This window comes from Tolypothrix campylonemoides VB511288_2, assembly GCF_045999855.1.
Classification (GTDB): Bacteria; Cyanobacteriota; Cyanobacteriia; order Cyanobacteriales; family Nostocaceae; genus Scytonema; species Scytonema bouteillei_A.
This window is the reverse complement of record NZ_JBFPMW010000009.1, coordinates 214,801-239,132: the sequence shown is the minus strand read 5'-3', so window position 1 is coordinate 239,132 and position 24,332 is coordinate 214,801. Positions and strand designations below refer to the sequence as shown.

Annotated in this window: 26 protein-coding genes; 13 read left to right on the top strand and 13 right to left on the bottom strand. The window is 41.5% G+C overall.

All coding sequences use genetic code 11. The annotated features are described in order from the left end of the window. The first annotated feature begins 18 nt into the window (after positions 1-18). The 8 genes from AB0756_RS25585 (at position 19) to hypB (ending at position 10,248) form a co-directional block, all read left to right on the top strand. A complete protein-coding gene (locus tag AB0756_RS25585) occupies positions 19-1,194 on the top strand; it encodes an ATP-binding response regulator (RefSeq protein WP_038082208.1) in 1,176 nt (391 codons plus the stop codon). Positions 1,195-1,559: 365 nt separating this feature from the next. Then, a complete protein-coding gene (locus AB0756_RS25580; protein ID WP_038082207.1) occupies positions 1,560-1,811 on the top strand; it encodes a hypothetical protein in 252 nt (83 codons plus the stop codon). 110 nt (positions 1,812-1,921) lie between these two features. Next, positions 1,922-2,503, top strand: coding sequence for an REP-associated tyrosine transposase (locus AB0756_RS25575; RefSeq protein WP_050046658.1), 582 nt, complete (start codon positions 1,922-1,924; stop codon positions 2,501-2,503). Between the two features lie 209 nt (positions 2,504-2,712). Beyond that, positions 2,713-5,013: a DUF1796 family putative cysteine peptidase gene (locus AB0756_RS25570; protein WP_050046659.1), complete on the top strand. Its 2,301-nt coding sequence runs from the start codon at positions 2,713-2,715 to the stop codon at positions 5,011-5,013. A gap of 5 nt (positions 5,014-5,018) precedes the next feature. After that, a complete protein-coding gene (locus AB0756_RS25565) occupies positions 5,019-6,503 on the top strand; it encodes an acyl-CoA synthetase (RefSeq protein ID WP_038082204.1) in 1,485 nt (494 codons plus the stop codon). A gap of 190 nt (positions 6,504-6,693) precedes the next feature. Beyond that, positions 6,694-8,553 (top strand): penicillin-binding protein 2, encoded by a 1,860-nt coding sequence (gene mrdA, locus AB0756_RS25560; RefSeq protein WP_038082203.1) that lies wholly within the window; start codon positions 6,694-6,696, stop codon positions 8,551-8,553. Positions 8,554-9,033: 480 nt separating this feature from the next. Beyond that, on the top strand, positions 9,034-9,360 hold the full coding sequence (gene hypA / locus AB0756_RS25555; protein ID WP_038082202.1) for a hydrogenase maturation nickel metallochaperone HypA: 327 nt from the start codon (positions 9,034-9,036) through the stop codon (positions 9,358-9,360). A gap of 27 nt (positions 9,361-9,387) precedes the next feature. Next, positions 9,388-10,248 (top strand): hydrogenase nickel incorporation protein HypB, encoded by an 861-nt coding sequence (hypB, locus tag AB0756_RS25550; RefSeq protein ID WP_038082201.1) that lies wholly within the window; start codon positions 9,388-9,390, stop codon positions 10,246-10,248. Between the two features lie 117 nt (positions 10,249-10,365). Here the strand turns inward: hypB and AB0756_RS25545 are convergent, their stop codons facing one another. The 7 genes from AB0756_RS25545 to AB0756_RS25515 all read right to left on the bottom strand — a co-directional run bounded on the left by AB0756_RS25545 (position 10,366) and on the right by AB0756_RS25515 (position 14,430). After that, positions 10,366-10,992 (bottom strand): Uma2 family endonuclease, encoded by a 627-nt coding sequence (locus AB0756_RS25545; RefSeq protein ID WP_038082199.1) that lies wholly within the window; start codon positions 10,990-10,992, stop codon positions 10,366-10,368. Between the two features lie 183 nt (positions 10,993-11,175). Continuing rightward, complete coding sequence (locus AB0756_RS25540) at positions 11,176-11,547, bottom strand: hypothetical protein (RefSeq protein WP_038082198.1); 372 nt, start codon at positions 11,545-11,547, stop codon at positions 11,176-11,178. Between the two features lie 56 nt (positions 11,548-11,603). After that, a complete protein-coding gene (locus AB0756_RS25535) occupies positions 11,604-12,608 on the bottom strand; it encodes an LLM class flavin-dependent oxidoreductase (RefSeq protein ID WP_038082197.1) in 1,005 nt (334 codons plus the stop codon). 22 nt (positions 12,609-12,630) lie between these two features. Further along, the gene (locus AB0756_RS25530) at positions 12,631-12,966 is read right to left on the bottom strand and encodes a hypothetical protein (RefSeq protein WP_038082196.1); all 336 of its coding nucleotides are present in this window, start codon (positions 12,964-12,966) and stop codon (positions 12,631-12,633) included. 405 nt (positions 12,967-13,371) lie between these two features. Beyond that, positions 13,372-13,683: a hypothetical protein gene (locus AB0756_RS25525; RefSeq protein ID WP_038082194.1), complete on the bottom strand. Its 312-nt coding sequence runs from the start codon at positions 13,681-13,683 to the stop codon at positions 13,372-13,374. A 9-nt stretch (positions 13,684-13,692) separates the two neighbouring features. Then, positions 13,693-13,995: a hypothetical protein gene (locus tag AB0756_RS25520; RefSeq protein WP_050046660.1), complete on the bottom strand. Its 303-nt coding sequence runs from the start codon at positions 13,993-13,995 to the stop codon at positions 13,693-13,695. 6 nt (positions 13,996-14,001) lie between these two features. Further along, the gene (locus AB0756_RS25515) at positions 14,002-14,430 is read right to left on the bottom strand and encodes a hypothetical protein (RefSeq protein ID WP_038082193.1); all 429 of its coding nucleotides are present in this window, start codon (positions 14,428-14,430) and stop codon (positions 14,002-14,004) included. 529 nt (positions 14,431-14,959) lie between these two features. On the opposite strand from AB0756_RS25515, the gene cysK reads away from it, so the two are divergent. Continuing rightward, the gene (gene cysK / locus AB0756_RS25510; protein ID WP_038082192.1) at positions 14,960-15,895 is read left to right on the top strand and encodes a cysteine synthase A; all 936 of its coding nucleotides are present in this window, start codon (positions 14,960-14,962) and stop codon (positions 15,893-15,895) included. Between the two features lie 116 nt (positions 15,896-16,011). On the opposite strand, the gene AB0756_RS25505 is transcribed toward cysK, so the two are convergent. Both AB0756_RS25505 and AB0756_RS25500 read right to left on the bottom strand, forming a co-directional pair. Continuing rightward, positions 16,012-16,215: a multicopper oxidase domain-containing protein gene (locus AB0756_RS25505; protein WP_408019916.1), complete on the bottom strand. Its 204-nt coding sequence runs from the start codon at positions 16,213-16,215 to the stop codon at positions 16,012-16,014. Positions 16,216-16,258: 43 nt separating this feature from the next. Then, positions 16,259-16,522 carry a twin-arginine translocation signal domain-containing protein gene (locus AB0756_RS25500; RefSeq protein WP_050046661.1) on the bottom strand — a complete coding sequence of 88 codons (264 nt, stop codon included), beginning with the start codon at positions 16,520-16,522 and terminating at the stop codon, positions 16,259-16,261. 474 nt (positions 16,523-16,996) lie between these two features. Between AB0756_RS25500 and AB0756_RS25495 the strand changes: the two genes are divergently transcribed. Further along, positions 16,997-18,049 (top strand): aliphatic sulfonate ABC transporter substrate-binding protein, encoded by a 1,053-nt coding sequence (locus AB0756_RS25495; protein WP_038082189.1) that lies wholly within the window; start codon positions 16,997-16,999, stop codon positions 18,047-18,049. A gap of 134 nt (positions 18,050-18,183) precedes the next feature. On the opposite strand, the gene AB0756_RS25490 is transcribed toward AB0756_RS25495, so the two are convergent. Together AB0756_RS25490 and AB0756_RS25485 are read right to left on the bottom strand one after the other, a co-directional pair. After that, positions 18,184-18,963 carry a hypothetical protein gene (locus AB0756_RS25490; protein WP_038082187.1) on the bottom strand — a complete coding sequence of 260 codons (780 nt, stop codon included), beginning with the start codon at positions 18,961-18,963 and terminating at the stop codon, positions 18,184-18,186. A 155-nt stretch (positions 18,964-19,118) separates the two neighbouring features. Then, positions 19,119-19,493: a WD40 repeat domain-containing protein gene (locus tag AB0756_RS25485; protein ID WP_050046662.1), complete on the bottom strand. Its 375-nt coding sequence runs from the start codon at positions 19,491-19,493 to the stop codon at positions 19,119-19,121. A gap of 460 nt (positions 19,494-19,953) precedes the next feature. Between AB0756_RS25485 and AB0756_RS25480 the strand changes: the two genes are divergently transcribed. Continuing rightward, positions 19,954-20,373, top strand: coding sequence for a hypothetical protein (locus AB0756_RS25480; protein ID WP_038082184.1), 420 nt, complete (start codon positions 19,954-19,956; stop codon positions 20,371-20,373). Positions 20,374-20,448: 75 nt separating this feature from the next. Here AB0756_RS25480 and AB0756_RS25475 read toward each other — a convergent pair whose 3' ends face one another. Both AB0756_RS25475 and AB0756_RS25470 read right to left on the bottom strand, forming a co-directional pair. Continuing rightward, a complete protein-coding gene (locus AB0756_RS25475) occupies positions 20,449-20,643 on the bottom strand; it encodes a hypothetical protein (RefSeq protein WP_038082181.1) in 195 nt (64 codons plus the stop codon). A 101-nt stretch (positions 20,644-20,744) separates the two neighbouring features. Continuing rightward, a complete protein-coding gene (locus AB0756_RS25470) occupies positions 20,745-21,284 on the bottom strand; it encodes a GAF domain-containing protein (RefSeq protein WP_038082307.1) in 540 nt (179 codons plus the stop codon). A gap of 905 nt (positions 21,285-22,189) precedes the next feature. Between AB0756_RS25470 and AB0756_RS25465 the strand changes: the two genes are divergently transcribed. Beyond that, entirely contained in the window at positions 22,190-23,425 is a 1,236-nt protein-coding gene (locus AB0756_RS25465) for a sedoheptulose 7-phosphate cyclase (protein WP_038082180.1), read from the top strand. Next, positions 23,425-24,258 carry an O-methyltransferase gene (locus tag AB0756_RS25460; protein ID WP_038082179.1) on the top strand — a complete coding sequence of 278 codons (834 nt, stop codon included), beginning with the start codon at positions 23,425-23,427 and terminating at the stop codon, positions 24,256-24,258. Before AB0756_RS25465 ends, AB0756_RS25460 begins: the two co-directional genes overlap by 1 nt. Positions 24,259-24,332 lie beyond the last annotated feature (74 nt).

The following is a 24,332-nucleotide window of genomic DNA, read 5'->3' as shown; positions in this document are numbered from 1 at the left end:
TTTTCTAGGAGAAGAACTGTGAGACGGATTTTGCTCTTGCTCGAAAACAAGGAAAATCGCCGTTTATTGGCTCATTCGCTGAAAACAAGGTATGAAGTCATAGTACCTGATGTTGACACAAGCCAAGGGAAAACATCTGCTCTATGGGAGCAGTCTTTTGATTTGTGTATCTTATGTGGAGTAACACTTGAAAGTATCGATCGGCAAATACAAGAGAGAAAAAATGCGGAATCGCCAGTCTTACTGCCATTTCTCTTAGTGACTTCACGGCAAAGTGTGGGTATGAGGACTCGTTACCTCTGGCAAAGTGTTGATGAGTTAATTGTTACACCAATACAAAAATTAGAATTGCTTTCTAGAATTGAAGTTTTGTTGCGATCGCGTCTTCTCTCAAAGCAATTGTCTGCTGCTAACAAAAAACTCCTTATGGAGGTTGAACAAAGAAGATGTTTGGAGACAGAAATTCGTTCTTCTTTACAAAAAGAAAGAGAACTTAATGAACTAAAATCTCGCTTTGTTTCAATGGTATCCCACGAGTTTCGCTCTCCCCTACAAGTTATTTTATCATCAGCACAAATGATTGAAATTTATGGCGAGCAACTCTCTAAAGATAGAAAAAAGCAATTTTTTCAGCAAATTAAACAAACAGTTAAAACAATGACTCAATTGTTAGATGATGTGTTGGTCATTGGTCGTGCAGATTTGGGAAGATTTAAAGCAAGTCCCGAAATTCTGGATTTAACAGAATTGTGTAGGGATTTAGCAGAAGAAATTCTTTTAAGTATGAATAGCAAGCATGCGATCTCTTTTGTAACTTATGGAAATTGCTGTGAGGCTTGCGTTGATGAAATTTTAATCCGCCACATCTTGAGCAACTTGCTTTCCAATGCCATCAAGTATTCACCAACAGACAGCACAATTCACTTTATATTACAGTGTGCAGACAACGAAGCTATCTTCAAAATACAAGATCGTGGCATAGGCATTCCTTTAGAAGACAAAGAAACGCTTTTTAGCTTATTCCATCGTGCTGCAAATGTTAAAAATATTCCCGGTACTGGATTGGGGCTGGCGATCGTAAAAAAGTGTGTTGATTTATACGGAGGGACAATTGCTGTCGAGAGCGAACTTGGTGTAGGAACTACCTTTACTGTCACCCTTCCGCTACCACAGCTTGCTCTGATTCGCCGTTGACAGCGATCGCTACCTCGTTCCCAGGCTCAGCCTGGGAATGCCTCAAGGGAGGCTCCGCCTCCGCTCCTCATAACTAAATTTTACGAAAGCAAACACACTTAAAGAATCAAAAAGCTTTCAACATAAAACTCAGAACAAGCGCTGTATCATCTACGTAATTTCTTAATCTCAGATTGCGATCGCAAACCTTATTAAAGCGACATTAAACTCATTCAGTAAAAGCCGATTTATATCTAATAAGCTATAAGTGATTTTCAAAATTTACTTAGGTAAGATATTTGAATTTAAAGATTGTATGTATTGTCTATTCCTAATGATACAAAAAGCTAAAGTAATAAAAGAAAAAATAGCAGGTTTTTTATCTTATGGGACAGTTCTTTTTTACAGTAGCTCCTATCATCACTGATAAAATACTGGAATTAGGAAATACTTTATTGATAAGTCACTTTCAACAGGTTTGTGCTACCAAGTGTGCTGCTATAGCAAAAACCTCGTATGCAGTAGGGCTTGTGCATGGAGCAGGAGGAATGCTTTTATTGATTGTGGTAATAGGAACAGCGATTGTTGTTATTCAACAAATACAAAAATCGCAAACACTACCATACGCGATCGCATAAGTCATTTAGTTGATAATTGTTCCTTACATTCCTCGATCCGGTGGCTGAGCCTGGGAATGCCTTCCTAGAGGCTCCGCCTCACCACCTCACTACATACATAAAGTAAAATAATGGGACGCAGCCGCTATCAAGTACTGGGAACTCAACCCCATTTTCTCACCTGCACCATAGTTAACTGGATACCCTTATTCAGCCAAGTAGAAATTGCACAAATTATTTTAGACTCTCTTAAATTTCTCCATCAGCGTCAACGATTAACTCTTCATGCCTACGTCATTATGGAGAATCATCTTCATTTAATTGCATCTGCTGCAAGTTTATCAAAAGAAATATGCAATTTTAAATCATTTACGGCTCGTTCTATTATTGATTTACTTAAGAAAGATAATAATAATTATATCCTTAATCAGCTTGAATTCTACAAACTTAAATATAAGCACGACCAAGAATATCAACTTTGGCAGGAAGGCTTTCATCCTCAAGCTATTTTAGACGAGGAAATGTTCAGACAAAAGTTGGGTTATATTCATAACAATCCTGTTAAGCGTGGTTATGTGGATGAACCTGCTCATTGGCGATATTCTAGCTATCGGAATTACATTGGTCAGGTGGGATTGTTGGAGGTAGAGATGTTGGGGGAGGCGGAGCCTCTACTAAGGCATTCCCAGGCTGAGCCTGGGAACGAGGGGTAAGGATATTTTACAATTCTTAATATATAAAACGCAATTTAAGGACAGTATATTGTTGGCACCATTACCAGTTCTTAAATATCAGCCTTTATCCTAAATCTTGTGGATGACTTCAAGGTGAAAGTAAATTTCTTTTCCCTTACCCCTAAGCTCTATGAGGATTGAGCGCTTCGGTGTCAGGCATCGTATATTTCTAAATTAGCCAAAAATTTATGTATCAATTCCAGATTATTGCACACACGCAAGCGGGCGAATCTATCGGTCTGGTTGGTTCTACTCCTGAATTGGGATTGTGGGATGTTACAAAATGCGTTCGCCTGCGGACAACTGCCGATCACTATCCATTATGGTGGACAGATACGGAAATCAATTTTGGGTCTATTTTGAACTCAGGCGATCCCCCAAGCACTGCAGAAAGAGCGTTAAGCAATTCCCAGAAAATTGAGTATAAATATGTACATATTGATTCTCAAGGCAACGCAAGATGGGAAGCTTTTGGACGGAACCGTTGGGTACCTGTTGATAGAGGCGATCGATACAGCAGCATCGTTGTGGATGATGGTGCATTTGGTTATTTGCAGCCTTACCCCTTTGGGTATGTTAAAGAACCTACTGTTGAAATGTCTTTACAGGAAGTCTCTGAAGGACTAAAAATCGTTGTGATAGGGAGTTCCGTTGCACGAGGTCATAAAGCTTGGTTGTTGAAAGGTTGGGCTTGGCTGTTGGGACAGGCTTTGCAACAAACATACGGACACCAACTTGTGAATGTATCGGAGGTAGGGGCAAATGTCAGCCGAACAATCGAGCGTTTTGCGTCAGTTGTTACGCCAGAAAAACCAGATGTGGTTATTATTGCCCTATCTTTGGGTAATGAAGGGTTAGCTTATTGTCCCCCCCAGGAACGACGCGCAGTTCAAAGGCGCTTTGAAAGTGGCTTGCAGCAGCTTGTGAAAATGACACGGGAAATAGGCGCACGTCCAATTCTGGGAGGGGTTTATCCCCATGACAACTATTCTCCAGAACATCACTCGCTACTTAAGGGGACGCAAAACCGCATGCTCAATTGGGGCGTTCCGGTACTGGATTGGTTGGCAATCCTGGATGACGGACAAGGAAAATGGAAGGAGGGGACGTCTTTCGATCCATCTCATCCCAATACGATCGCTCACCGTCTCATGTATCAGGCGATTGACTTGCGCTTATTTGAAATCGATCGAGAGGAGTTGATAAAAGAAAAAAAAAGTTTCCAGCAGTCAAACAAAGCCTCTATCTACCTCGACGATGGGGGCTTCCAAGTTTTTGCCTCTATTGAAGAGAAGCGTTTGCAGATTGTCAACTCATCACCTTACAGCTATACCATCGCTCCCTATTGGCAGGAATTCCAAACTACACTGCAAAGTAAGGCAGGATTGATACCTGGTGTCTACATTACGAAATTTGTTTATCAAGGAATACTCCCTTTCTTTGCCGTGCAAGAGGATGGCACGATTGAAACTACAGTGAATATTCCCCCTGGTGCTAACCTGGAATACAGTGCTGCTTTCAATCTTTTTTCAACGCCGAACTCACAAGTTTTGTTCCATAACGAGCAATTGGGAATTGTGCAAGAGAACGAGCAACGTCTCTGGGTGATTAACGAATCAGACCACGAGTACAACATCCATCCTATGTGGCAAGAGGTGCGTAGCGTATTGAAAGCCATATCAGGAGGTGTTTATGAAGATCCGTTTCATCCCGAGATCCCCTTCCGTACCATGATGATAGGTCCTTATGGGTTGGAAAGCCGGGTAAAAATACCACCCAAGTCTGCTGTAGCCTTCCAATACAAATGCAAATTATCAGATATCAGCCGTGTCGCAATTATCCCGTTGGGCGATCGCTGTGCCGTGCGGATGATGTTATACAAGATGGAGTACGATGGTCCCGCTTTTCCCTTCGATCTCACGCGCACTACCAATATTGCAGATATTGCGGATATCATCGAAAACGGTTTTTATGATATATGGAACCCTCGCTTCCTACATTACAATCCAGAGGCACACAGAATCTACCACAGTAAATGGACGGGTTTGTCCTTTGCTCATGAAGTTGAGGACACGGACAACCCCCTTCAAGATTTGTCTCCTGTCTTTGAACGGATGCGCGAGCGGTATACAGCACGTTCCGAAAGATTTTGGTACACGCTCCAAAACTGCGATAAGGCGCTTTTCGTTCGCACGGGTCTTGCCGATCGGGGTGGTGTGATGGATCTCATAAACAAGCTGGAAAAACAATGTCAGGGAAAGTCTTTTCATCTGTTGCTCCTTTCTCCTCAATCCAGTCATGAGTTTTCAGACCTCCCCAATGTGATACATTACAACCTGGAGTTTAACCCCGATCGGATGTATGACGATTTAGGTCACTGGATGTATTGCACTTCTGTGATGCGAGGAATTCTTGAATCCCTTGGGGTGTCTAGCAAGAATCTCTTTTGGTGTCCCCCTAAACCTCCAGTCAATCATCTCAATCGGTAAACAACATGAATCTCCCATTGATAGCCCGTGCTGAAGAACATAACGAGAAAATAGCGATCGTGACAACTGAAGGAGCATTTACGTACCGGGATTTGCTCCACACCTCCAGTCAAATTGCAACAAGTCTGCTACAAGATGCAGAAGATTTACAGGAGCAGCGAGTAGCCTTCCTAATTCCGCCTGGATTTCAGTATGCAGCTACTCAATGGGGTATTTGGCGGGCGGGGGGTATAGCTGTACCACTGTGTAATTCCCACCCGCGACCGGAATTAGAGTATGTCATTACACATTCGGGAGCATCAATGATTGTTGCTCACTCAAATTTTGAGAGTATATTGCGCCCCATTGCGGAAGCACAAAATTTGCGATTTATTCTGACGTCAGACATCCGATCGTCTGATGTCTGTAGCCTCCCACAAGTAGAAATCTCCAGACGTGCATTAATTCTCTATACGAGCGGTACAACAGGTAAACCGAAAGGTGTGGTGACAACTCATGACAATATTCAAGCACAAGTGACTAGCTTGATTGTTGCTTGGGGATGGACATCTAGCGATGGCATTTTGCACGTACTCCCATTACATCACATTCACGGGATTATTAACGTACTAACCTGTGCTTTATGGGCTGGGGCGGAGTGCCATATACTGGGCAAATTTGATGCCGACATCGTGTGGAACCGAATTTCTCAGGGCGACTTAACCCTGTTTATGGCAGTTCCTACCATTTATGTCAAGTTAATTGCTGCTTGGGAAGCAGCTTCTAGCGAGCGCCAAAAAAAGATGTCAGAAGGCTGTGCTAAAATGCGCTTGATGGTTTCCGGTTCAGCAGCGTTACCAGTTCAAGTTTTAGAAAAATGGAAAACGATCGGCAACCACTTTCTGCTTGAGCGTTATGGCATGACTGAAATTGGTATGGCGCTATCAAACCCTTTACAGGGTCAACGGTATGCGGGATATGTAGGAACACCTTTGCCGCAAGTGGAAGTCAGATTAGTCGATGAAAGTGGAGTGTTAGTTCCACCAGGGACACCAGGAGAGATCCAAGTCAAAGGACCTGGAGTGTTTTTGGAGTACTGGCAAAACCCCGAAGCAACAGCAAAAGCCTTCCAAGATGGCTGGTTTTTAACTGGAGATCTTGCCGTAGTTGAGAACGGTAACTACCGCATTTTAGGACGGATGAGCGTGGATATTATCAAAACAGGAGGGTATAAAGTTTCTGCACTGGAAATAGAGGAAGTGTTGCGAACCCATCCAGATATTCAAGAGTGTGCAGTTGTTGGGGTTAAAGATCCAGAATGGGGCGAACGGGTTTGTGCAGCGTTAGTTTTGCAACACTCAGATCGGTTAACATTGGAAGCTTTTAGAAGTTGGGCAAAAGAAAGATTGGCAGTTTATAAAGTACCAACTCGAATTCTGTCAGTTGAAGAATTACCTCGCAATGCTATGGGGAAAGTGACTAAGCCAGCCGTGGTTCAGCTTTTCACCTGAAGGGCGATCGTCGGCGATCGCCCTCGTTCCCAGGCTGAGCCTCGCACAAAAGCTTTCTACAAATGCATTTGGGAATAAAAGACCAGTCAGGGCTGAGCGATCGTCCTTTAGTGTTAATTTTTTCGGATCTGGGATGAGCGTCATTGTATACAGATAACGCCAGTCTTGCAATTGTTATGTTTTAACTATTATGACTTTGTTGCAATCCTCTCAGCCAACAAAAGAAAGAGATATACGTACTGTTGGGCGATCGTACCAGCCCTTATCTTTTATATTACTACCTTTATTATTAGTTACGGGTATCGGCGCTCGCTTGGCATACTTACAAGTTCTTGAAGGTCCAAAACTTCGGCAAAGAGCAGAGTCAAACCGGGTGCGGATAATTCCCAAACAACCAGAACGGGGGAACATCTTCGATCGCAATGGTAAAGTTATAGCCACAACTCGCTATCCGCGTTCTGTATACTTGTGGCCAATGGCACATACAAAACCAGCATGGTCGGTTGTGAGTCCGCGCTTGTCAAAAATTCTCGATATGACCGAAGAAGAAATTGTCGATAAATTAGAAGAAGCGGGTGCCAATTCTTCTCTGGTGCGGATTGCTCGCGACCTCAGCGAAGCAGAAATTACTGCTTTAAAAGAGTATGAAAACGAACTACCGGGTGTGGAAGTTCATACGGAAGCAGTCCGTTATTATCCCTACGGTCAAGCCTTAGCTCACGTATTGGGTTATACACGAGAACTCACAGCCGAACAGTTGGAAGAAAAGAAAAAAGACGGTTACCGACTCGGCGATGTTATCGGTCAAATGGGAGTGGAAAAGGCTTATGAAAAAACATTACGAGGTGAATGGGGCGGTCAGCAAGTAGAAGTAGATAGTAGAGGGCGATCGATACGTGTCTTGGGAGAAAAACAAGCCAAATCGGGCAATGACCTTCATTTGACTTTAGATCTTAACGCACAATTAGCAGCAGAAAAAGCGTTAAAGGGTCGTAATGGTGCTATTGTGGCGCTTGACCCAAATACTGGGGGTGTTTTAGCAATGGTATCTCACCCCGGCTTCGATCCAAATATTTTCTCCAAGCAAAGACTCTCTAAAAAAGATTGGGAAAGCGTACAAGGTAAAGGTTTTCCTTTGCTCAATCGTGCAGTCAGCAGCGTTTACCCACCCGCGAGTACTTTTAAAGTTGTCACTGCAACAGCTGGGCTGGAGTCAGGAAAATATTCTCCCAACACAGTGCTACAAACTTTTGGTTCTCTCAGTGTTGGTGGGGTGACTTTCGGCGAGTGGAACCACAAGGGATTCGGTCCTCTGGGATTTGCAGGTGCTTTAGCATGGAGTAGCGACACTTTCTTCTACCAAATTGGTCGGGGTGTTGGCGGTCGAACTCTCATTGAATGGACTCGCAAATACGGATTTGGCGAGAAAACAGGTATTGAGTTTGAATCCGAAGAAGCCAAAGGGAACGTTCCAGACGAAGCATGGAAGCGAAGAGTTTGGAAAATGCCTTGGACGGTAGGCGACAGCATCAATATGTCTATCGGTCAAGGTGCTTTACAAACGACACCACTACAAGTTGCAGCGATGTTTGCTGTTCCAGCCAATGGTGGATACCGGGTTAAGCCTCATTTGCTGAAAGATAACGAGGTAGCATCTAACTGGCGCACCTCTTTAAATATGAAACCATCAACAATCAAAGTTCTCCGTGATGGATTGCGGAAGGTGGTATCTGAAGGCACTGGTGCTGCTCTTAGAGTCGAAACAATTCCTCCCGCTGCTGGTAAAAGCGGTACTGCGGAAGCATGGAAGGGTCGTGAGAAAGCCAACCACGCTTGGTTTGGAGGATATGCTCCAGCTGATAAGCCAGAAATTGTAGTGTTAGCATTTGCCGAACACTCTGGCGGAGGTGGTGGTAGTGTTTCTGCTCCGATAGTTTTGCAAGTTATGGAAGAATATTTTCAGAAGAAGTATCCAGGGAAATATCAAAAACCCAAGGTTGAAACTTCAGAGCAAAAGACTCCAAGCACGGGAAACACGCGGCGGAATTGAGGACGAGACAAGGGGGACAAGGACGACAAGGAAGAAGTACTGGGAACCGATCCCCCATGCTCGATGCCCAATGCCTATTACCGTTGCAAATCCTCGTTTCCAGGCTTAGCCTGGAAATAACTTCAAGGAGGCTCCGCCTCCTGTATTGGGAATTCTATAAACTTTAATATTTGTAGTTCATCAAACTTTCTCATTAGAAATAACTTGATAATCTTTGATAAAGAATTCTTTGTTAGTCCGCGCAGGCGGTGAGTCTAGTCCTGCAGGCGGGTTTCCCGCCGTAGGGAACTAGCGTATAGCCCTTGCGGGCATAGCTTCGCATCGCGAAGCGTCTCCGTAAGGAGATACCCAGAGGGACTTCGTTTGTGTAGTGGTGAATTCCATTCGCCCAAAACTTTTTTACCAACCTAAACGAATAGAATTCGTGGCTATACAATCGAAACCCGCAAGACAGGGGTTAAATTTATTGTTAATAATTATATGCATGAGTTAGGAATTACTCAAAACATTGTCGCCATTGTATCCGAACACGCTCAAGGGAAAAAAGTGCAGCGAGTTTTACTAGAAATTGGCAAACTTTCTGCCATTATGCCCGATGCTGTGAGGTTTTGTTTTGATGTTTGTACTCAAGGAACTATTTTAGAAGGTGCAAAGTTAGAAATTGTAGAACCTGCGGGATTGGCACGTTGTTGCCAATGCGGCTCAGAAATTCCTCTAGCAAAGCCTTTTGGAAATTGTCAGTGTGGCAGCACACATTTAGATGTAATAGCAGGTACAGAATTAAAAATCAAAGAGATAGAAATTTAATTTTGAACTTTTTATTTTAAATTATTTATGTGTGTCACTTGCGGTTGTTCTGATGATGCTGAAGTCACAATGATTAATCCTGAAACGGAAGAAGTACAGCCAATAACTGGTAATGGGAATACTCATCCGCATTTTCACACTCACACTTTACCGGATGGAACAGTTATCTCCCATTCTCACGATCGCGATAGTTTAAAAGAAGCTTCTCACATTCATGCCAACACTCACGGCACCACTATATCATTAGAGCAAAATATCTTAGCAAAAAATAACCTGATAGCAGCACAAAATCGAGGTTGGTTTAAAGGTCGAAATATTCTGGCTTTAAATCTTATGAGTTCTCCAGGTTCGGGAAAAACAACTTTATTAACCAGAACTATCAATGATTTGAAGCACCAGTTAACCGTTAGCGTTATTGAAGGCGATCAAGAAACTGCTAACGACGCCAAGAAAATTCAAGCAACGGGTTGTAAAGTTGTACAAATTAATACGGGAACGGGCTGTCACCTAGAAGCAGCAATGGTAGAAAGGGGACTGCAACAACTCAATCCTCCGTTAAATTCGGTTGTAATGATTGAGAATGTAGGTAATTTAGTTTGTCCCGCCTTATTTGATTTGGGTGAAAATGCTAAAGCTGTGATTCTCTCAGTCACAGAAGGAGAAGATAAACCAATAAAATATCCTCACATCTTTCGTGCAAGTGAGGTTATGATTCTGACTAAAATTGATTTACTGCCTTACGTACAGTTTGACGTTCATCGGTGTATAGAGTACGCCCAACAAGTCAATCCTCACATTCGTATTTTTCAAGTTTCCGCATTGACTGGTACGGGATTGGATAATTGGTATAGCTGGTTATTAAGTAAACTTGCAAATAAGCAGCCTTAAATCATTTGTGAAAAGTTAGATTCCTGACTTCCTTAAGGATTCTATTGGTGGAATAACTGAGTTTAAATCTCTCATTTTCAAAAGCCTGGAAACAATAAGTCAGGAATCTGACCAAACTTACGGTATACTACTACCTGCATCAAAAACTTGTCTTGCAGTTAAAGTCAGCCCAGGAAATGTTGGAGACACGATGCGGTCGTCACCTCTAAACTGGTTAAGTTGATAAATACCCTCAACCAATGAGTAAACTGAAATAGTTTTTTGCTTGGGATTGCCAATAAATCGCCTACCACCAAGAGCAAGGTAATCCACAATCCAGTATTCGCAAATGCCAAACAATTCATATTCCTCTAATTTCAAAGCGTAATCATCTTCCCAGTTAGTTGAAACCACTTCAACTACTAGTCGAACCGAATCGCCTCGTGTAATGATAGACTCTTTTTTCCAACGAGATTCATGATTGGAAACTTGTTGTTTATCTAAAACAATAATATCGGGTTCATAACCACTATTATCTCTTGGTTTAATAACACATTCTTTGGGAATGAAGTAAGGTAGTGAAGAGCGGCGAATTTCTATAAATAACTCGCCGTTGAGCAACCCTGCAACTTCCGAATGCGGTCCTGTCGGTTTAGGCATTTCAACAATTACACCATCATGTAATTCGTATTTGTGGTCTGAATTTTCTGGATACCATTCGATAAATTCATCAAATGTTACTGTTTTTGATAAAGCTTGGGTCATATTCTACCCTCAATCAACCCGAAGTTATAGTTTTAATGGTATCTACGACAAACACCTAATCATAGCATTCCATCGACTATGAGCGGCTGAGTTTTTGTAATGTTGTCTATATATCTCACGTCAGTACAACAAAACCAGTAACCTATTATTACTGGTTACTGGTTACTGGTAGTTGGTTACTGATTAAAGCCAATCTCTATAAGCTGATATCTCATTCACACTCACTTCAATCGGTGCGCCTTTGCCAAAGGGAGGATGGACAGTAATTTTTGCATTGCTAGCAAACCTCTCTAGCCGATTTCCTATCTGTGGAATATTGCTGACTATATGCCAATAGGTAACTATATCAGGACAATCGATAACTAAGGTCAAAATACCATCGTTTGTGGTAATATACCACTGACAACTATAGAGTAATGCTCGCGTGATGCGATCGCATGCTTCAAAGAAGCATCTACCCGTGGAGCGTTCTAATTGCCAACGCAGGATTCTATCTATTTGCGTTGCTTCAGTGGGTGGCATATCTTCCGGGGGGAGGAAGGGTCTCTTCATCATAACTTACCCCTTCTAGCTAATAGCTAAGGTTTATTTAAGTGCCTTAAGTTTAAGCTCTAGACGTAGTTCCGCACTTCTTGGTTGTAGCGCGTTAAACTCTCTAGATTTTTTTGCAAATTAAAAGATGAAGGTTTCAGTGCTAAAGTCCCTAAATTCAGTTCATCCTGAAATCTTTTGATTTTATCGCGACAAGTCTTAACGTCTCCAATAATAGAGTTTTCAATTAAGTAGTCCTCATCAAAGCAGATGTTTGTGCGATCGAAAGGCTTCAGGTTTTGATTTGGGCTGTTCTGTATCACTCGAGCAGTGTTGGCTTTCATTTTCATACTGAATTTGCGAATGAAAGGTAAAGCCTCACTGACGGCTTCATCATAAGTCTTAGCGACATAGAAAAAGCGTGCTAGCATCAAGTTCTCAGTACCACCGAAATTTAAGGTACGATATTGGCTAACTGTTTTCTTCAATCTTTCAAGGGAAAACGGGGGTCCTCCCATCAAAGCAAAGGAATGTTGTGCTGCGAAAGCAATAGCATCTTCATCACCGCTTGCGATATAAACTGGAACTTCTTTTTGCAATGGTTTTGGGTAAACTGTAATGCGATCGCACTGATAGTACCGTCCCTTGAACGATACATCCGTTTCATACAAAAGCTGATGAATCAAAGCCATCGCCTCAAGCATTTTGGGGCGAGATTCACTCATAGGTATGGCGAAATGCTTGTTTTGATCTGGAAATGGTCCCCCTTTGGCGACTCCAAATAAGAGCCTTCCATTACACAGATTGTCCAATGTAGCAATGTCTTCCGCCACTCGGATTGGGTTATGAAACGGTAATAAAACCGCAGCCGTACCCAGCTTGATTGTTGAAGTCACACCTGCTAAGTGTGCTATCAACACCATAATTGACGAGCTGAGATTGAATTCACTGAAATGATGCTCTGAAATCCAGGCTTCTTGAAAACCCAAACTTTCAGCGTATTGTATCAGCGTAACTTGCTCTTTAATAGCAAGATGGGAGTTTTGGTGATGGTTTTCGTAGTTACAAAAAAGTCCAGTTTTCATTGCAAGCGTCCTAACTGTCTTCCTAGGTAGAAACCCAGTGCAAATCCAACCACAAGCGAGGATGTGCGTCTTTCAGCTTGGACATTGGATCGCGTAGCAGCCGCGTTGCGTTTAGGAAAACTACCTGAACAAGCCCCATGTTTTCTGCAATTTCTCGGAGTATTTCCTTATGAGATTGCACGTGGTGCATTATGTTGTCAGAGCAATAAATTCCCAAATATAGCAAGCGCTTGGGAGGTCGTCCCCAGTAAGTAGAGATAACTTTCACATAGCAACCGTCTAATAATTCCCCTACTTTTGGGTAATAGTGATTGACGACCCGGAGAAATTCTTGGGTTAGAATGTCTTCACTAATCATTACAGAAGGTGATATTTGTAGGGATTATCACTTTACTTAATATAACATAAGTTTGTTATATTTCCATGAAAAAGTATTGAAATCATTACAAATTTAAGAATTTATTTTTTATTTTTAATAAGAGTGAAAAATACCAAGTTTAACTATAGTTTAAAAATTAACAAAATACATAATCTTTCAATAGATTATTGAAAGAATTTTAAAGAAAATCAGCGATTGAAATCGCGGCTTTACAGACTAAGCTCACCTACGCAGACTCGCTCTCAAGTCCACGTAGGGAGGCTTTGTTTGTGTAGTTTTAGAATTCTATTCTGAGGACAATTTGCTAAAAGAGGGCGCTCCCTTAGCAATCGTAATTCATACTTGAATTCTTTTTATTACGAATTACGAATTATTTTGTCGCCGTCACCGAATATTGCGTTCCGACACCAACACCTCAGCGACGAGATAGGGCAAATCTTTCAGGTCATCATACCCTTCCAAACCACGAATAGGAGAGATAAAGGTATAGTTTGGATCGCATACTCCAGTATCGTAGACTTGAATGTACCAGCGATCGGGTAGCCCTGCTACAGATAGTTCCACAACATACCAAGACTGACCGATAAGACGAGAATTAACAATGACAAACCACTGTCTGTCCTCATCAGAGATATTCCACTCAGCCATGAGAAATTCTAACGCGATGAGCCCTGCGTCAATTTCAGTCAAGAGCATTGTTCTTTGTTACTCCTTTCCTACTTCTTTGGTATTTGGAATTTCAGGATAGAGTCCGAGTTGTTTGGAAAGTTCTTTTGTAACATGGATGAGAAATTTTGCACCATCTTGATTGCCTTGATGTGCAAATCCAGTGGCTACCTGTAACATTGTTTGTATTAAACCAGGATCGATTAATTCTAAATGAGCTTCTAAAATTTCTGGTTCTTGACCGTTAGGACAACGGAGCAATTTCTCAATAAGTTCGCAATACAATTTATGACGTTCTTCTAAAGACTGCTCGGAAATTGGTTCTGAAATTGGTTCTGACATAACTTTTTATTGCTCAATATTTTGTTGCCAAATCCTTTCCAGCATTTCTACTTTTTGCTGAAAGGTAACTGTTCGATAAATAAGATACTTATCGTATAAGATAACGAACACTCCTATAAAGATAGGAAAAAATAGAAAAAGAAATTGTAATATTGTAACAATTTGATGTTTTTCTAAAGAAATTAAGGATTGGTTAGTAAATTTAGTATCAAATAATTGTGTTTGAGATTTATCGGGATAAGAGTTTTTACTTTTTTGCATGGGTGCTAATTGAACTGAGTTTTCACGACTCTTATCGATTTCACAGCTTAATGCTCGTATTTGCACGAGTTCTGTATGTCGTTCCCAAATTATGCTAAACACCACTAGCGCTGGAGAAAGTACGACAAAGGTAACAAAACAAACCGTGAAGAATTGAACAAATTTAGATTTCATATATCAGTTAACAGTTAGTAGTTAATGGTTAACTGTTTGAAGAAGCCCCCCCTATCTCCTTAGCTTTCGCTTTAGAATATAGGGGGGTAGAGGGGAATCTCTGCGTAAATCCTATAGCTTTTATATCAGGAGGGCTGTTTCAGAGTACTTTTACTCAACTGGATTCAAGTTAATTAAATTAATTAGAGTTGTACTCAATCTGTGGAAGGTTTACTCAATAAGAGTTGTAAGATTATTTGGGGTTATGGGTTCTAGTCTTTTAGTTGTTGGGTACTAGTTTTTCTAAAAAGAGGTTCTAGCATTTGTGTACTCAAGTTTTTTTGCTATACACTCATTCGCTACAGCTAAAACCTTAATAAATAGCCATCATAAAACCCGTACAGATAATACAATTAGGGCTTGACACTTTTGGATGAGCAAATTGTGGATTAGAAATTTGGAATAGTTATTAGTAGTTCTTCCTCATCCCCCTCATCCCCCTCATCCCCGTTATCTCCCTTGTCCCCAATTTATTTTTAGGAGCAGATGAATGCGAATTGCTCGTGATATTACAGAAGTCATTGGACGAACTCCTTTAGTTCAGTTAAATAAAATACCTCAGTCTGAAGGATGTGTGGCTCAAATTGTGGTGAAACTAGAGGGGATGAATCCCGCCGCCTCCGTAAAAGATCGTATTGCTGCAAGTATGGTAAAAGCAGCAGAGGAAGGGGGGGTGATTGAGCCCGGAAAAAATATTTTAGTGGAGCCTACATCTGGTAATACGGGGATTGGGCTGGCGATGGTAGCAGCCGCACGCGGTTATCGTTTGATTCTGACAATGCCTGAAACTATGAGCCAGGAGCGACGTGCTATGTTACAAGCTTATGGTGCTTCTTTGGAATTGACTCCGGGAACTGAGGGCATGCGAGGAGCAATTCGCAAAGCAGAAGAAATTGTTGCTACCACTCCAGGCGCTGTTATGTTGCAACAGTTTTGCAATCCTGCTAATCCCAAAATTCACAAACAAACCACAGCTGAGGAAATTTGGGCAGATACAGATGGGGAAGTGGATTTTATTATTGCAGGTGTTGGTACGGGCGGAACAATTACTGGAATTACTGAAGTTATTAAAGAACGCAAGCCCAGTTTTAAAGCGATCGCAGTAGAACCAGCGAACAGCCCAGTTTTATCTGGAGGTGAACCAGGAGCGCATAAAATTCAAGGTATTGGTGCAGGATTTATCCCAGAGGTTCTCCGCAGAGATTTGATCGATGAAGTGATTAAAGTGAGTGACGAGCAAGCAATGGCTTTCGGGCGAAGACTAGCAACAGAGGAGGGTTTGTTGTCTGGTATTTCTTCTGGTGCTGCTTTGTGTGCGGCAATACAGGTTGCTCAACGTCCGGAAAATGCAGGGCGTTTGATCGTGATGATACAGCCTTCTTTTGGCGAACGTTATCTCAGTACGCCCATGTTTCTAAGTAAATAGGTTAGTGAAAATTAATACATTTTTTGCTGGTATACTATTTTGCCAGATGGAAGTACTGAGGTAGGTCCCAGATAAGGTTCGTGAGCTACTCACATTGACCTTCAATAGATGAAAGGTTATGCCTCAACCTCAAGTATTCCCATCATTCCTCTGTCTTCGTGTTCAGAAATATGGCAATGAAACACGGTTTTGCCAGTAAAATCGCGGAACGGTACAGCGATTCGCACTTTGGAGTGACCGGGTACGTTAATATTATCGCGCCATGCCCGGAATGGTTCAGGTAGCCAAGTGCCAGATTCTGCATCTTGCCTTGCAAGTATTTGAAAGGGATAGGTGTGTAAGTGGAATGGGTGGATTATACTATTAAGGTTGTACTCTGATTCCTGCTAAAACAACAGACGCGTGGCTAGCGACAATCTCAGCTTCTACAAAATCAGGTTCGAGGCGTTGCACGCGTAACAATTCTGGTTCGGGCAAATGTTGTCCGGATTTCTTTGCCCGTACTCCAGACTGATTGAATAAAGCATGGTAACCTGTAACAAAGGCTGCTCCACCTGCGGTCAGTCCTGCAAGACCTAAAAAGTAACGACGGGTCAAGATAGATCGTTGATTTTGAGAGTATGTCATAAACAACCAATCACAATTTCTAGTGCAGGAACACGTTGAGTGTAGCCTTCACTTCTTGTCAAAAGCTTGATTAATTTTGCTCAACCTGTGCAGATTTTGCTGAAACGTTTAACTTGATAGCCTAAAGATTAAGATTTGTATACTAAATTCTCGCATCTATGTTAAGAGGTAGGCATCCTTACCCGCCTCTTAAATTCATAGAGAATTGAACTGTATAGATAAAGATGGAATTGGGGTTGAGGTCTTTTCCTTTTCGTAGCATTCATGTCTGGTGAACTACTTGCATTTTACATCAAACTATGGAAAGATTTTTTGGTATCACTAAAAATACGGTAAATCAATCGATTTTAAGATATTTTGACTTCTAATCTATTGATAACCTTGGTGAAAAAAACCAAAATTTATGGCTGTTACTCTGCCGGACCGAAGGCAGGGAAAATTTTTTTGAGCATCTAAGAGGCTGTTTGAAAAGTTATGAAAATACCATTTCTTCCACAACGTCGCACGGCATTAAAGCGGATTGTGCAATATACGATGGTAGGATTTTTTGCACTATCTACATCTTTGGCAGGTAATCAAATCCAAAGTACTCAAGCACAAACAAAACCAGGAGGATTTAAGTCAAAAGTCATTAATTTGGCTTACCAAACCTCTGGGGATATAGTTAAAGCTAAAAAAGCTGTCGAGCCACGGTTTAAGGCATTAGGTGTAACGGTGAATTGGGTAGGTCCATTTCCTGCAGGACCGCAGTTAATAGAAGCAATGAATGCAGGTAAAGTAGATATCGGTAGTGTAGGAGAGACACCACCAATATTTTCCCAAGCAGCGGGTATCACAGAAGTTATTTATATTGCCGGACGCACACCTAGTAAAGGTTTGGGTCAGGGTATTGTGGTAAGAGCGAATTCTCCGATTAAAAAATTGTCAGATTTAAAAGGCAAAAAAGTTGCCTTTCAGAGGGGATCGAATGCCCATTATTTACTAGCAAAAGCATTGAAAGAGGCAAATTTAAAAATTAGTGATGTTCAAGTCGTTGGTTTAACTCCCTCGGAAGCCCGCGATGCTTTTATTCAAGACAAGGTTGAGGTGTGGGTCGCTGGCGATCCCTTTTTAGCTCTTGTGGAAAAAAGTATTCCTATTCGGAATTTGAGAAATGCAAGTGGTATTAATACCTTGAATGGATTTTATATTGCCAGACGTCAATTTGTCTCGGAAAATCCCGAATTGGTGCGAGCGTTTTTAGAAGAAGCAAACAAAATAGGAGAATGGGCTGATAACAACCCAGCGGAAGCGGCTAAAGCGCTTGCTTCTGAAGTAAAAATTGAGCCATCAGTTTTAGAAACAGTGACACGTAGAGCCGTTCGTCGGTTAAGAGCACTCACACCTTCTATCATTGCTGAACAACAGCAAGTTGCTGACTTTTATTTTCAAGAAAAAGTTATTCCTCGCAAGATAAATGTTAAGGATGCTGTACCTTCTCCCGATCTATTACGAGCTATCACACCGCCAAAACTTTATAGGAAATAAATTGGCTCTGACACACAATTAATGAAATGCAAAAAAAGCTCTCTCCTAATATAGGAGAGAGCTTTAGCGCTAGACTACCTTAAGATATAGGGAACACGGGCTTAAGGTATCGTTTGCTCCTCAGTCTAGCCAAATTAAACCAAGTATCTGGTGTTGGGTACTATGGGGAAAAAGGCGTATTCGTACCATGCTGTCCAGATAAAACTGCGAATCCAACGTTGGCGCTTTTCAGGATTCAATTCGTACTCAAATGCGCCCCGTGCTTGGTCAATAGAAGATAAGTGAGACTCGCAGCCGCAACCATGTTGATAGGTAAAACCGTATTTGGAAGCGATGCTTTGTATTTTCATTTGCACTGCAAAGACTTTTCCTGCATGCAACACGGCATCCCATCCACGTTTGTGTTCGCGATCGCGGGGATCGAATCTCAGAGCACGTTCTTCAAATACAGTATCTCTGTAAATAGGCGCAAGGTGAACTTGGTAAAAGCTTGCAGGAAGTTCGTAACCAAATTCTTGAAACAGTTCTTGTGCGATTCGAGCGACCTTCAGTTCGTTCGCCCACTCCGTTCCTTTTGACTCAAATTCACGAACGACTTCTGAAAAATCGGGGTATCGCTCAATCTTAAAGTCTTGTCCGTAAAATTCTAGTGTTTCTTTTGCTAACTGTCCAAATATCTCAGTAAATGCTGGCTTGAGACGAGCCAGTTCTGGGCGTTCGTCAAACAGGTCAACATCACCCTGTTCTAACTTGTACTGGAACAACTGCGCCATCTCAACATAGCTCTGGCGGCTTGTCAGTCCAAAGCTAGGCTCTCCCGTAGCAATGTCTTGCCACACCTTTGGTAATTGTGAGATGGGAACCGCATTCTCTCCAGCGATCGCTAAAACTTGAGGTGCATTGAGAAGAATCATTCTTGTTCTCCAGAGTTATATCCGTAGCAAGATTAAAATAGAGTTTACACTGATTGCCTCTGTTACAGAGTGCAGGGTCAAACCCATCACCACCCTATTGCGTGCCTTTTTCTCATTTCTTGCGATCGGATATAACTAGACAAGTCTTTTTTTATCTATAATTTGTCCATACTACATTTAATAGTAAAAGTCACAAAAACTTTTACTGTAACGCAGGTAAACGCATGACCAGAAAAAGTGTGCAAGCATTCCCCGCTCTCTAAATCCCATAGCTTCAAAGTATTGTCCCATGATGCAGAGAGTGCTTGGTGACCATTGGGATGAATGACAGTGGAAACGACCCAGTCTCTATGACCCTCAAAAGTACGCAAACATTGACCGCTATTAAGATCCCACAGTTTTAAAGTATTGTCCCGTGAAACTGTAAGTGCCTGATGAACATTGGGACGAATCAATATGGAGGAGATAAAACTATCATGAGCCGCTAAGCTGAACAAACAATCGCCACCTGATAAATTCCACATATCCATCTGAACGAATATTATATTTCTTTCTATTATTGTCAATAATATTTCCACTGGGAAGCTCTAATTTCCTTCTATTTGTCGTTAAGGTACTAGCAATAGTAACTACTTTCTCACCCAATACTGCTTATGTAGAGGGAAAAAACTATCAAAATGTGTTTGCGTCTTTATTTTAATAACAAGGGAGAATTGAGCTTACTTTTTCTCTTTGAGGCTCTCGTACTGTGGGTTTATTCGCGAATCCACAACCGGAGTTACTTTGTTGGTATAGCAGCAAATTCTATTCGCTTCAATTATTCTCTCGCGCTGACATAAGAGGGTTAATTATTCTTCAAATAGAAATAAAAATACAGCCTTTTCAGACTGCTTTGCTCATACAAAGTACCTGAGAGGGTACTACAAATTTTTTATAAAGTTCCCCATACTGGAAGAACAAGATAAGCTGTGAAAAATTATAGCTGGAAAAATGATAATAACTACACAAGAAACAACTCCATCAACTTTAGAACCAAATCTCTTTGAGTTACAAGGTTACGATTTACAGGTTACTTATTCAACTAGCAGTTTTACCGGAGAGCCTCTCTTCACTTTCACGACTCATAACCAAAACCTTAATTTCAGCGGTTCGGAAATCCAAGTAGAAGATACTAAACTGGGTCGGATTGTCACAGTGATGCTGAAAAATAATTTGGTAGATGAAGGTTTTGAAAGCTTAACCTTGTTGCTACCAATGGTTTTTCTTGCGGAAGGCTCAAGAACAAGCACAATTCAAACTGAAGTCATTTTTAGCAAGAAACCTGGTTTTGTAGTTCCTACTCCAACGGGACAATTACAGACCTATCAAACGCTCAGCGTCTTTGGTACTGCACAGCGTGTTGAATTTTGACTCGTCAGTCGTTGGTAGTGAGTGGTTAGTCGTTAAAAATACAACTAACCACTAACAACTAACTACTAACTATCTTTACACTTGAGTCACATCTTCCTGAGTTATCTGCTGCTCTACGTTACTAATAGCAGCATTCAGACCAGCAAGTTTAGTTTCTAAATCATCTCGCATAGTCTTTAGAAATTTCAGTTTGCGTTCAAGGCGGGCTTTGCGAGAAACTGTTTCCCCACCATAGCAAGAGTTGTTATACCAAAAAGAAAATGGAAACATAGTTCGCCTTTTTAAATAAGAGCATATTTAAATTGTGGCGAAACTCTAGGTGAGATAACGGCAATAAGAGTGGGGGAAAACCGTCCAAGCAAATGCGGGTTTCAATATTGGTTAAAAGTCGCTTGAACGTAAGCAGCTGCTAAAGGTGGTAACTCCCGTTCGAGTTGGGTGATAACAGTACGATCGAAGGTTGACCATTCTCTTTTGTTCCCAAATATGCAGGGCTGCAAGATTCCCCAGAGTTGATTGTTCCAGACTAAGTGAGAGTGTATCAGCGCCCGATGTCCGAGATGTTTTCGCTCAAACTCACGATTGACGACTTCTGGATTGGCTGTTTCTACATCTTCTACGTAAACCGAGGTGTCTTTTCGTAAAGCAGCGGCAAAGAGAGGATCTTCTTTTGGTAAAGACTCTGGTTCTGGTTCCCACTCAGGCTGTATGAGATTTGGAATTTCAGGGCTTCGCCGCCAGCAGTGAGCAATTTTTCCTAGTTTGAGTTCTGGATTTCTCAGATAGAGAAAACAGCGATCGCATTTTAACTCTTCTCCAAGTGCTGCTAGCAAACTACTAAAGACAGCGTTTGGTTCATTCTGTTTTTCTAGAATATCTTGAATAGTTTTTGGTAAAGTTGAGTTCAACATAAATAACTTTAAAAAAGTACACTCAACTTTATATCTACAATGAACCGTTTTCTCATCAATCTGTAGTATGTTCCCCATAGGGGATTGAGAATTGGCGATAAGTCTATCCTGAGAGAGATGGAAAAAACGGTAAAGCACGCTGCGCTATCAGGGCTGGACTCACCAGTTGCTAGGGCGTGGGAAACCCGGAGGGGGTTTCCCCCGTTGTTCGCGTAGCGTCTCCCCTCCTGAGATAGCGCCTGCCGTCGGTGAATTCTATTCTGAGCGCAAATAGCACTCTTTGGGATGCTCCTCCTATGAGTCAGTTGAGGGTGCGGAATCTGGATAGGGTAACCCTATCCCCAGTTCGTCTAATGACTGTATTAGACCAATAAGCAAAAATATTTATATCTGCTAAACAATCAAGTTTATTTTAATTATGAGAATTAGAAAAAAGGTAATAAATACAACTTCTAAAATCCGTATGATTTATTTTTCGATTTTTCCAAAAATTTGATTTATTTTTCGATTTTTCCAAAAATTTAGATTAAGTATTAAATATTTATGATAAAACAGGATATCGGGTTTGGGTAAATCGTATTAAATTAGTTAAAAAAAAAGGATTGACAACTCTCTACCCTATTCTTGTATTGGAATCTATGCGTATAGCAGCAAGTAACCTGATGCAAGTGATTTGGCTAATAAGAAGGCTTGGCAGATTCAGGACAAACTTCAAAAAAGTAAGATTGAAACCCTATTTGGGTAAGAAGTTAGAGTTCGTATAGGTTTTTCTGTTGTATTGGATATATCTTTTGGGTGATTTATTCAAAGGTATATCTGGGGTTAGATAGTATGCAGATTTGAATTATTTTGCGAATAGTCTCCTAATTAAATTAGGAGATATTGTCAACTTAGGATCGAAAAGAATGAGTAACGTACACACAAAGTTTGAAGCTACTGAAAGCGCTTTTCATGTAGAAGCTTACGAAAAGATTGAGTATAGCCTAGTTTACGTTGATGGGGTTTTCTCAATCAAAAATACTGAGTTGGCAGAAGTCTATAAGGAATTTGGACGTTGTTTAGCTGTTGTAGATACTAACGTAAACAGGCTATATAGCAGCCAAATACAGGAATATTTCGAGTATTACGGCATTGACCTCACGCTTTTCCCTATTACGATCGCTGAGTCAAACAAGACTATTGAATCATTTGAGACAATTGTAGATGCTTTTGCTGATTTTGGTTTGGTTCGTAAGGAACCCGTACTGGTAATTGGTGGTGGATTGATTACAGATGTAGCGGGTTTTGCTTGTTCGGCTTATCGTCGAAGTTCTAACTACATTCGCATTCCTACAACACTCATCGGATTGATTGATGCAAGTGTGGCTATTAAGGTAGCGGTTAATCACAAAAAGCTGAAAAACCGCTTGGGGGCTTATCACGCCTCTAAAAAAGTTTTCCTGGATTTTTCCTTTCTGCAAACTCTTCCCACAGCACAAGTCCGTAATGGTATGGCGGAACTTGTGAAAATTGCTGTGGTTGCTAACAAAGAGGTCTTCGATTTGTTAGATGAGTATGGTGAGGAATTACTTCGCACTCATTTTGGTTACGTTCATGCTGAACCAGAAATTAGGGATATAGCTCATAAAGCGACTTATGAAGCTATCAAAACTATGTTGGAGTTGGAAATTCCCAACCTCCATGAGTTAGACCTCGATCGCGTTATTGCTTACGGTCACACTTGGAGTCCCACTTTGGAATTGGCTCCTCGCATTCCCATATTCCACGGTCATGCAGTCAACATTGACATGGCTTTATCAGCAACATTAGCCGCACAACGAGGTTATATTACCAGCGAAGAACGCGATCGCATTCTAGGTTTGATGAGCCGTCTCGGTCTCGCTCTAGATCATCCCCTAATGGATGAAGAACTCATGTGGCGTGCAACTCAATCGATTATCCTGACACGAGACGGTCTGTTAAGAGCAGCAATGCCAAAACCCATTGGCAATTGCTTCTTTATGAACGATTTAACTCGTGAGGAACTAGCAGCTGCTATATCGGAACACAAACAGCTGTGCCAAAACTATCCTCGTGGTGGTGAGGGTGTAGAAATGTATCCAGCTACCTATAAGCCAAAACTCGTTGGGAGCGAAGTTTAATGTCTCAATCTCAAGTTGCTGAAAAACCAATTGCTCGACCTGTTACACCATTGGGAATTTTAGCAAAACAGCTAGAAACTGTTTTGCTAACCCTAGATGGAAAAACATCCAGTCAGTTAGCAGCAGAGATCGATGTAGCATACCGCTTGTCAGCTGGTTTAGACCCTTACCTAGAAGAATGCACCACAAGTGAATCTCCGGCTTTAGCCGCGTTAGCAGAGAAAACTGCTTGTGAAGCTTGGGGTCAGCGCTTTGACGAAGGGACTACGGTACGGGAACTCGAACAGGAAATGCTCTCGGGTCATGTGGAAGGACAAATTCTCAAAATGTTTGTGTACATGACCAAAGCCAAGAAGATACTGGAAATAGGTATGTTCACTGGCTATTCTGCGTTGGCAATGGCAGAAGCTCTACCCTCTGATGGAGAACTCGTTGCTTGTGAAATTGACCAATACACGGCAGAATTTGCCCGCTCTGCTTTTCAAGCATCCCCCCATGGGGAGAAAATTCGTGTAGAAGTGGGTGGCGCATTAGAAATTTTGCAGAAACTGGCAGCTGATGGTCAGAAATTTGACTTTGTGTTTGTAGACGCTGATAAGAAGGAGTATGTAAAGTACTTTCATACCCTGTTGGAAAAAGATTTGCTAGTTCCTGGGGGATTTATCTGCGTGGATAATACCCTATTACAAGGTCAAGTGTATCTCTCTCCCGAAAACCGTACTCCAAATGGTGAAGCGATCGCCAACTTTAATCGTACCGTTGCTGACGATCCGCGTGTTGAACAAGTTCTATTGCCATTAAGAGATGGGTTAACTATCATCAGACGGATCTAGTTAGTGGTTAGTGGTTAGTGGTTAAAACAATTAGCAACTAACAACTAACAACTAACACCTAACCAACACCTTTT

Excerpts from the sequence above, each read along its gene's own strand:
- AB0756_RS25580 (WP_038082207.1), top strand. The coding sequence starts at position 1,560 with ATGGGACAGTTCTTTTTTACAGTAGCTCCTATCATCACTGATAAAATA.
- AB0756_RS25575 (WP_050046658.1), top strand. The coding sequence starts at position 1,922 with ATGGGACGCAGCCGCTATCAAGTACTGGGAACTCAACCCCATTTTCTC.
- AB0756_RS25570 (WP_050046659.1), top strand. The coding sequence starts at position 2,713 with ATGTATCAATTCCAGATTATTGCACACACGCAAGCGGGCGAATCTATC.
- AB0756_RS25565 (WP_038082204.1), top strand. The coding sequence starts at position 5,019 with ATGAATCTCCCATTGATAGCCCGTGCTGAAGAACATAACGAGAAAATA.
- mrdA (WP_038082203.1), top strand. The coding sequence starts at position 6,694 with ATGACTTTGTTGCAATCCTCTCAGCCAACAAAAGAAAGAGATATACGT.
- hypA (WP_038082202.1), top strand. The coding sequence starts at position 9,034 with ATGCATGAGTTAGGAATTACTCAAAACATTGTCGCCATTGTATCCGAA.
- hypB (WP_038082201.1), top strand. The coding sequence starts at position 9,388 with ATGTGTGTCACTTGCGGTTGTTCTGATGATGCTGAAGTCACAATGATT.
- AB0756_RS25545 (WP_038082199.1), bottom strand. The coding sequence starts at position 10,992 with ATGACCCAAGCTTTATCAAAAACAGTAACATTTGATGAATTTATCGAA.
- AB0756_RS25540 (WP_038082198.1), bottom strand. The coding sequence starts at position 11,547 with ATGATGAAGAGACCCTTCCTCCCCCCGGAAGATATGCCACCCACTGAA.
- AB0756_RS25535 (WP_038082197.1), bottom strand. The coding sequence starts at position 12,608 with ATGAAAACTGGACTTTTTTGTAACTACGAAAACCATCACCAAAACTCC.
- AB0756_RS25530 (WP_038082196.1), bottom strand. The coding sequence starts at position 12,966 with ATGATTAGTGAAGACATTCTAACCCAAGAATTTCTCCGGGTCGTCAAT.
- AB0756_RS25525 (WP_038082194.1), bottom strand. The coding sequence starts at position 13,683 with ATGCTCTTGACTGAAATTGACGCAGGGCTCATCGCGTTAGAATTTCTC.
- AB0756_RS25520 (WP_050046660.1), bottom strand. The coding sequence starts at position 13,995 with ATGTCAGAACCAATTTCAGAACCAATTTCCGAGCAGTCTTTAGAAGAA.
- AB0756_RS25515 (WP_038082193.1), bottom strand. The coding sequence starts at position 14,430 with ATGAAATCTAAATTTGTTCAATTCTTCACGGTTTGTTTTGTTACCTTT.
- cysK (WP_038082192.1), top strand. The coding sequence starts at position 14,960 with ATGCGAATTGCTCGTGATATTACAGAAGTCATTGGACGAACTCCTTTA.
- AB0756_RS25500 (WP_050046661.1), bottom strand. The coding sequence starts at position 16,522 with ATGACATACTCTCAAAATCAACGATCTATCTTGACCCGTCGTTACTTT.
- AB0756_RS25495 (WP_038082189.1), top strand. The coding sequence starts at position 16,997 with ATGAAAATACCATTTCTTCCACAACGTCGCACGGCATTAAAGCGGATT.
- AB0756_RS25490 (WP_038082187.1), bottom strand. The coding sequence starts at position 18,963 with ATGATTCTTCTCAATGCACCTCAAGTTTTAGCGATCGCTGGAGAGAAT.
- AB0756_RS25485 (WP_050046662.1), bottom strand. The coding sequence starts at position 19,493 with ATGGATATGTGGAATTTATCAGGTGGCGATTGTTTGTTCAGCTTAGCG.
- AB0756_RS25480 (WP_038082184.1), top strand. The coding sequence starts at position 19,954 with ATGATAATAACTACACAAGAAACAACTCCATCAACTTTAGAACCAAAT.
- AB0756_RS25475 (WP_038082181.1), bottom strand. The coding sequence starts at position 20,643 with ATGTTTCCATTTTCTTTTTGGTATAACAACTCTTGCTATGGTGGGGAA.
- AB0756_RS25470 (WP_038082307.1), bottom strand. The coding sequence starts at position 21,284 with ATGTTGAACTCAACTTTACCAAAAACTATTCAAGATATTCTAGAAAAA.
- AB0756_RS25465 (WP_038082180.1), top strand. The coding sequence starts at position 22,190 with ATGAGTAACGTACACACAAAGTTTGAAGCTACTGAAAGCGCTTTTCAT.
- AB0756_RS25460 (WP_038082179.1), top strand. The coding sequence starts at position 23,425 with ATGTCTCAATCTCAAGTTGCTGAAAAACCAATTGCTCGACCTGTTACA.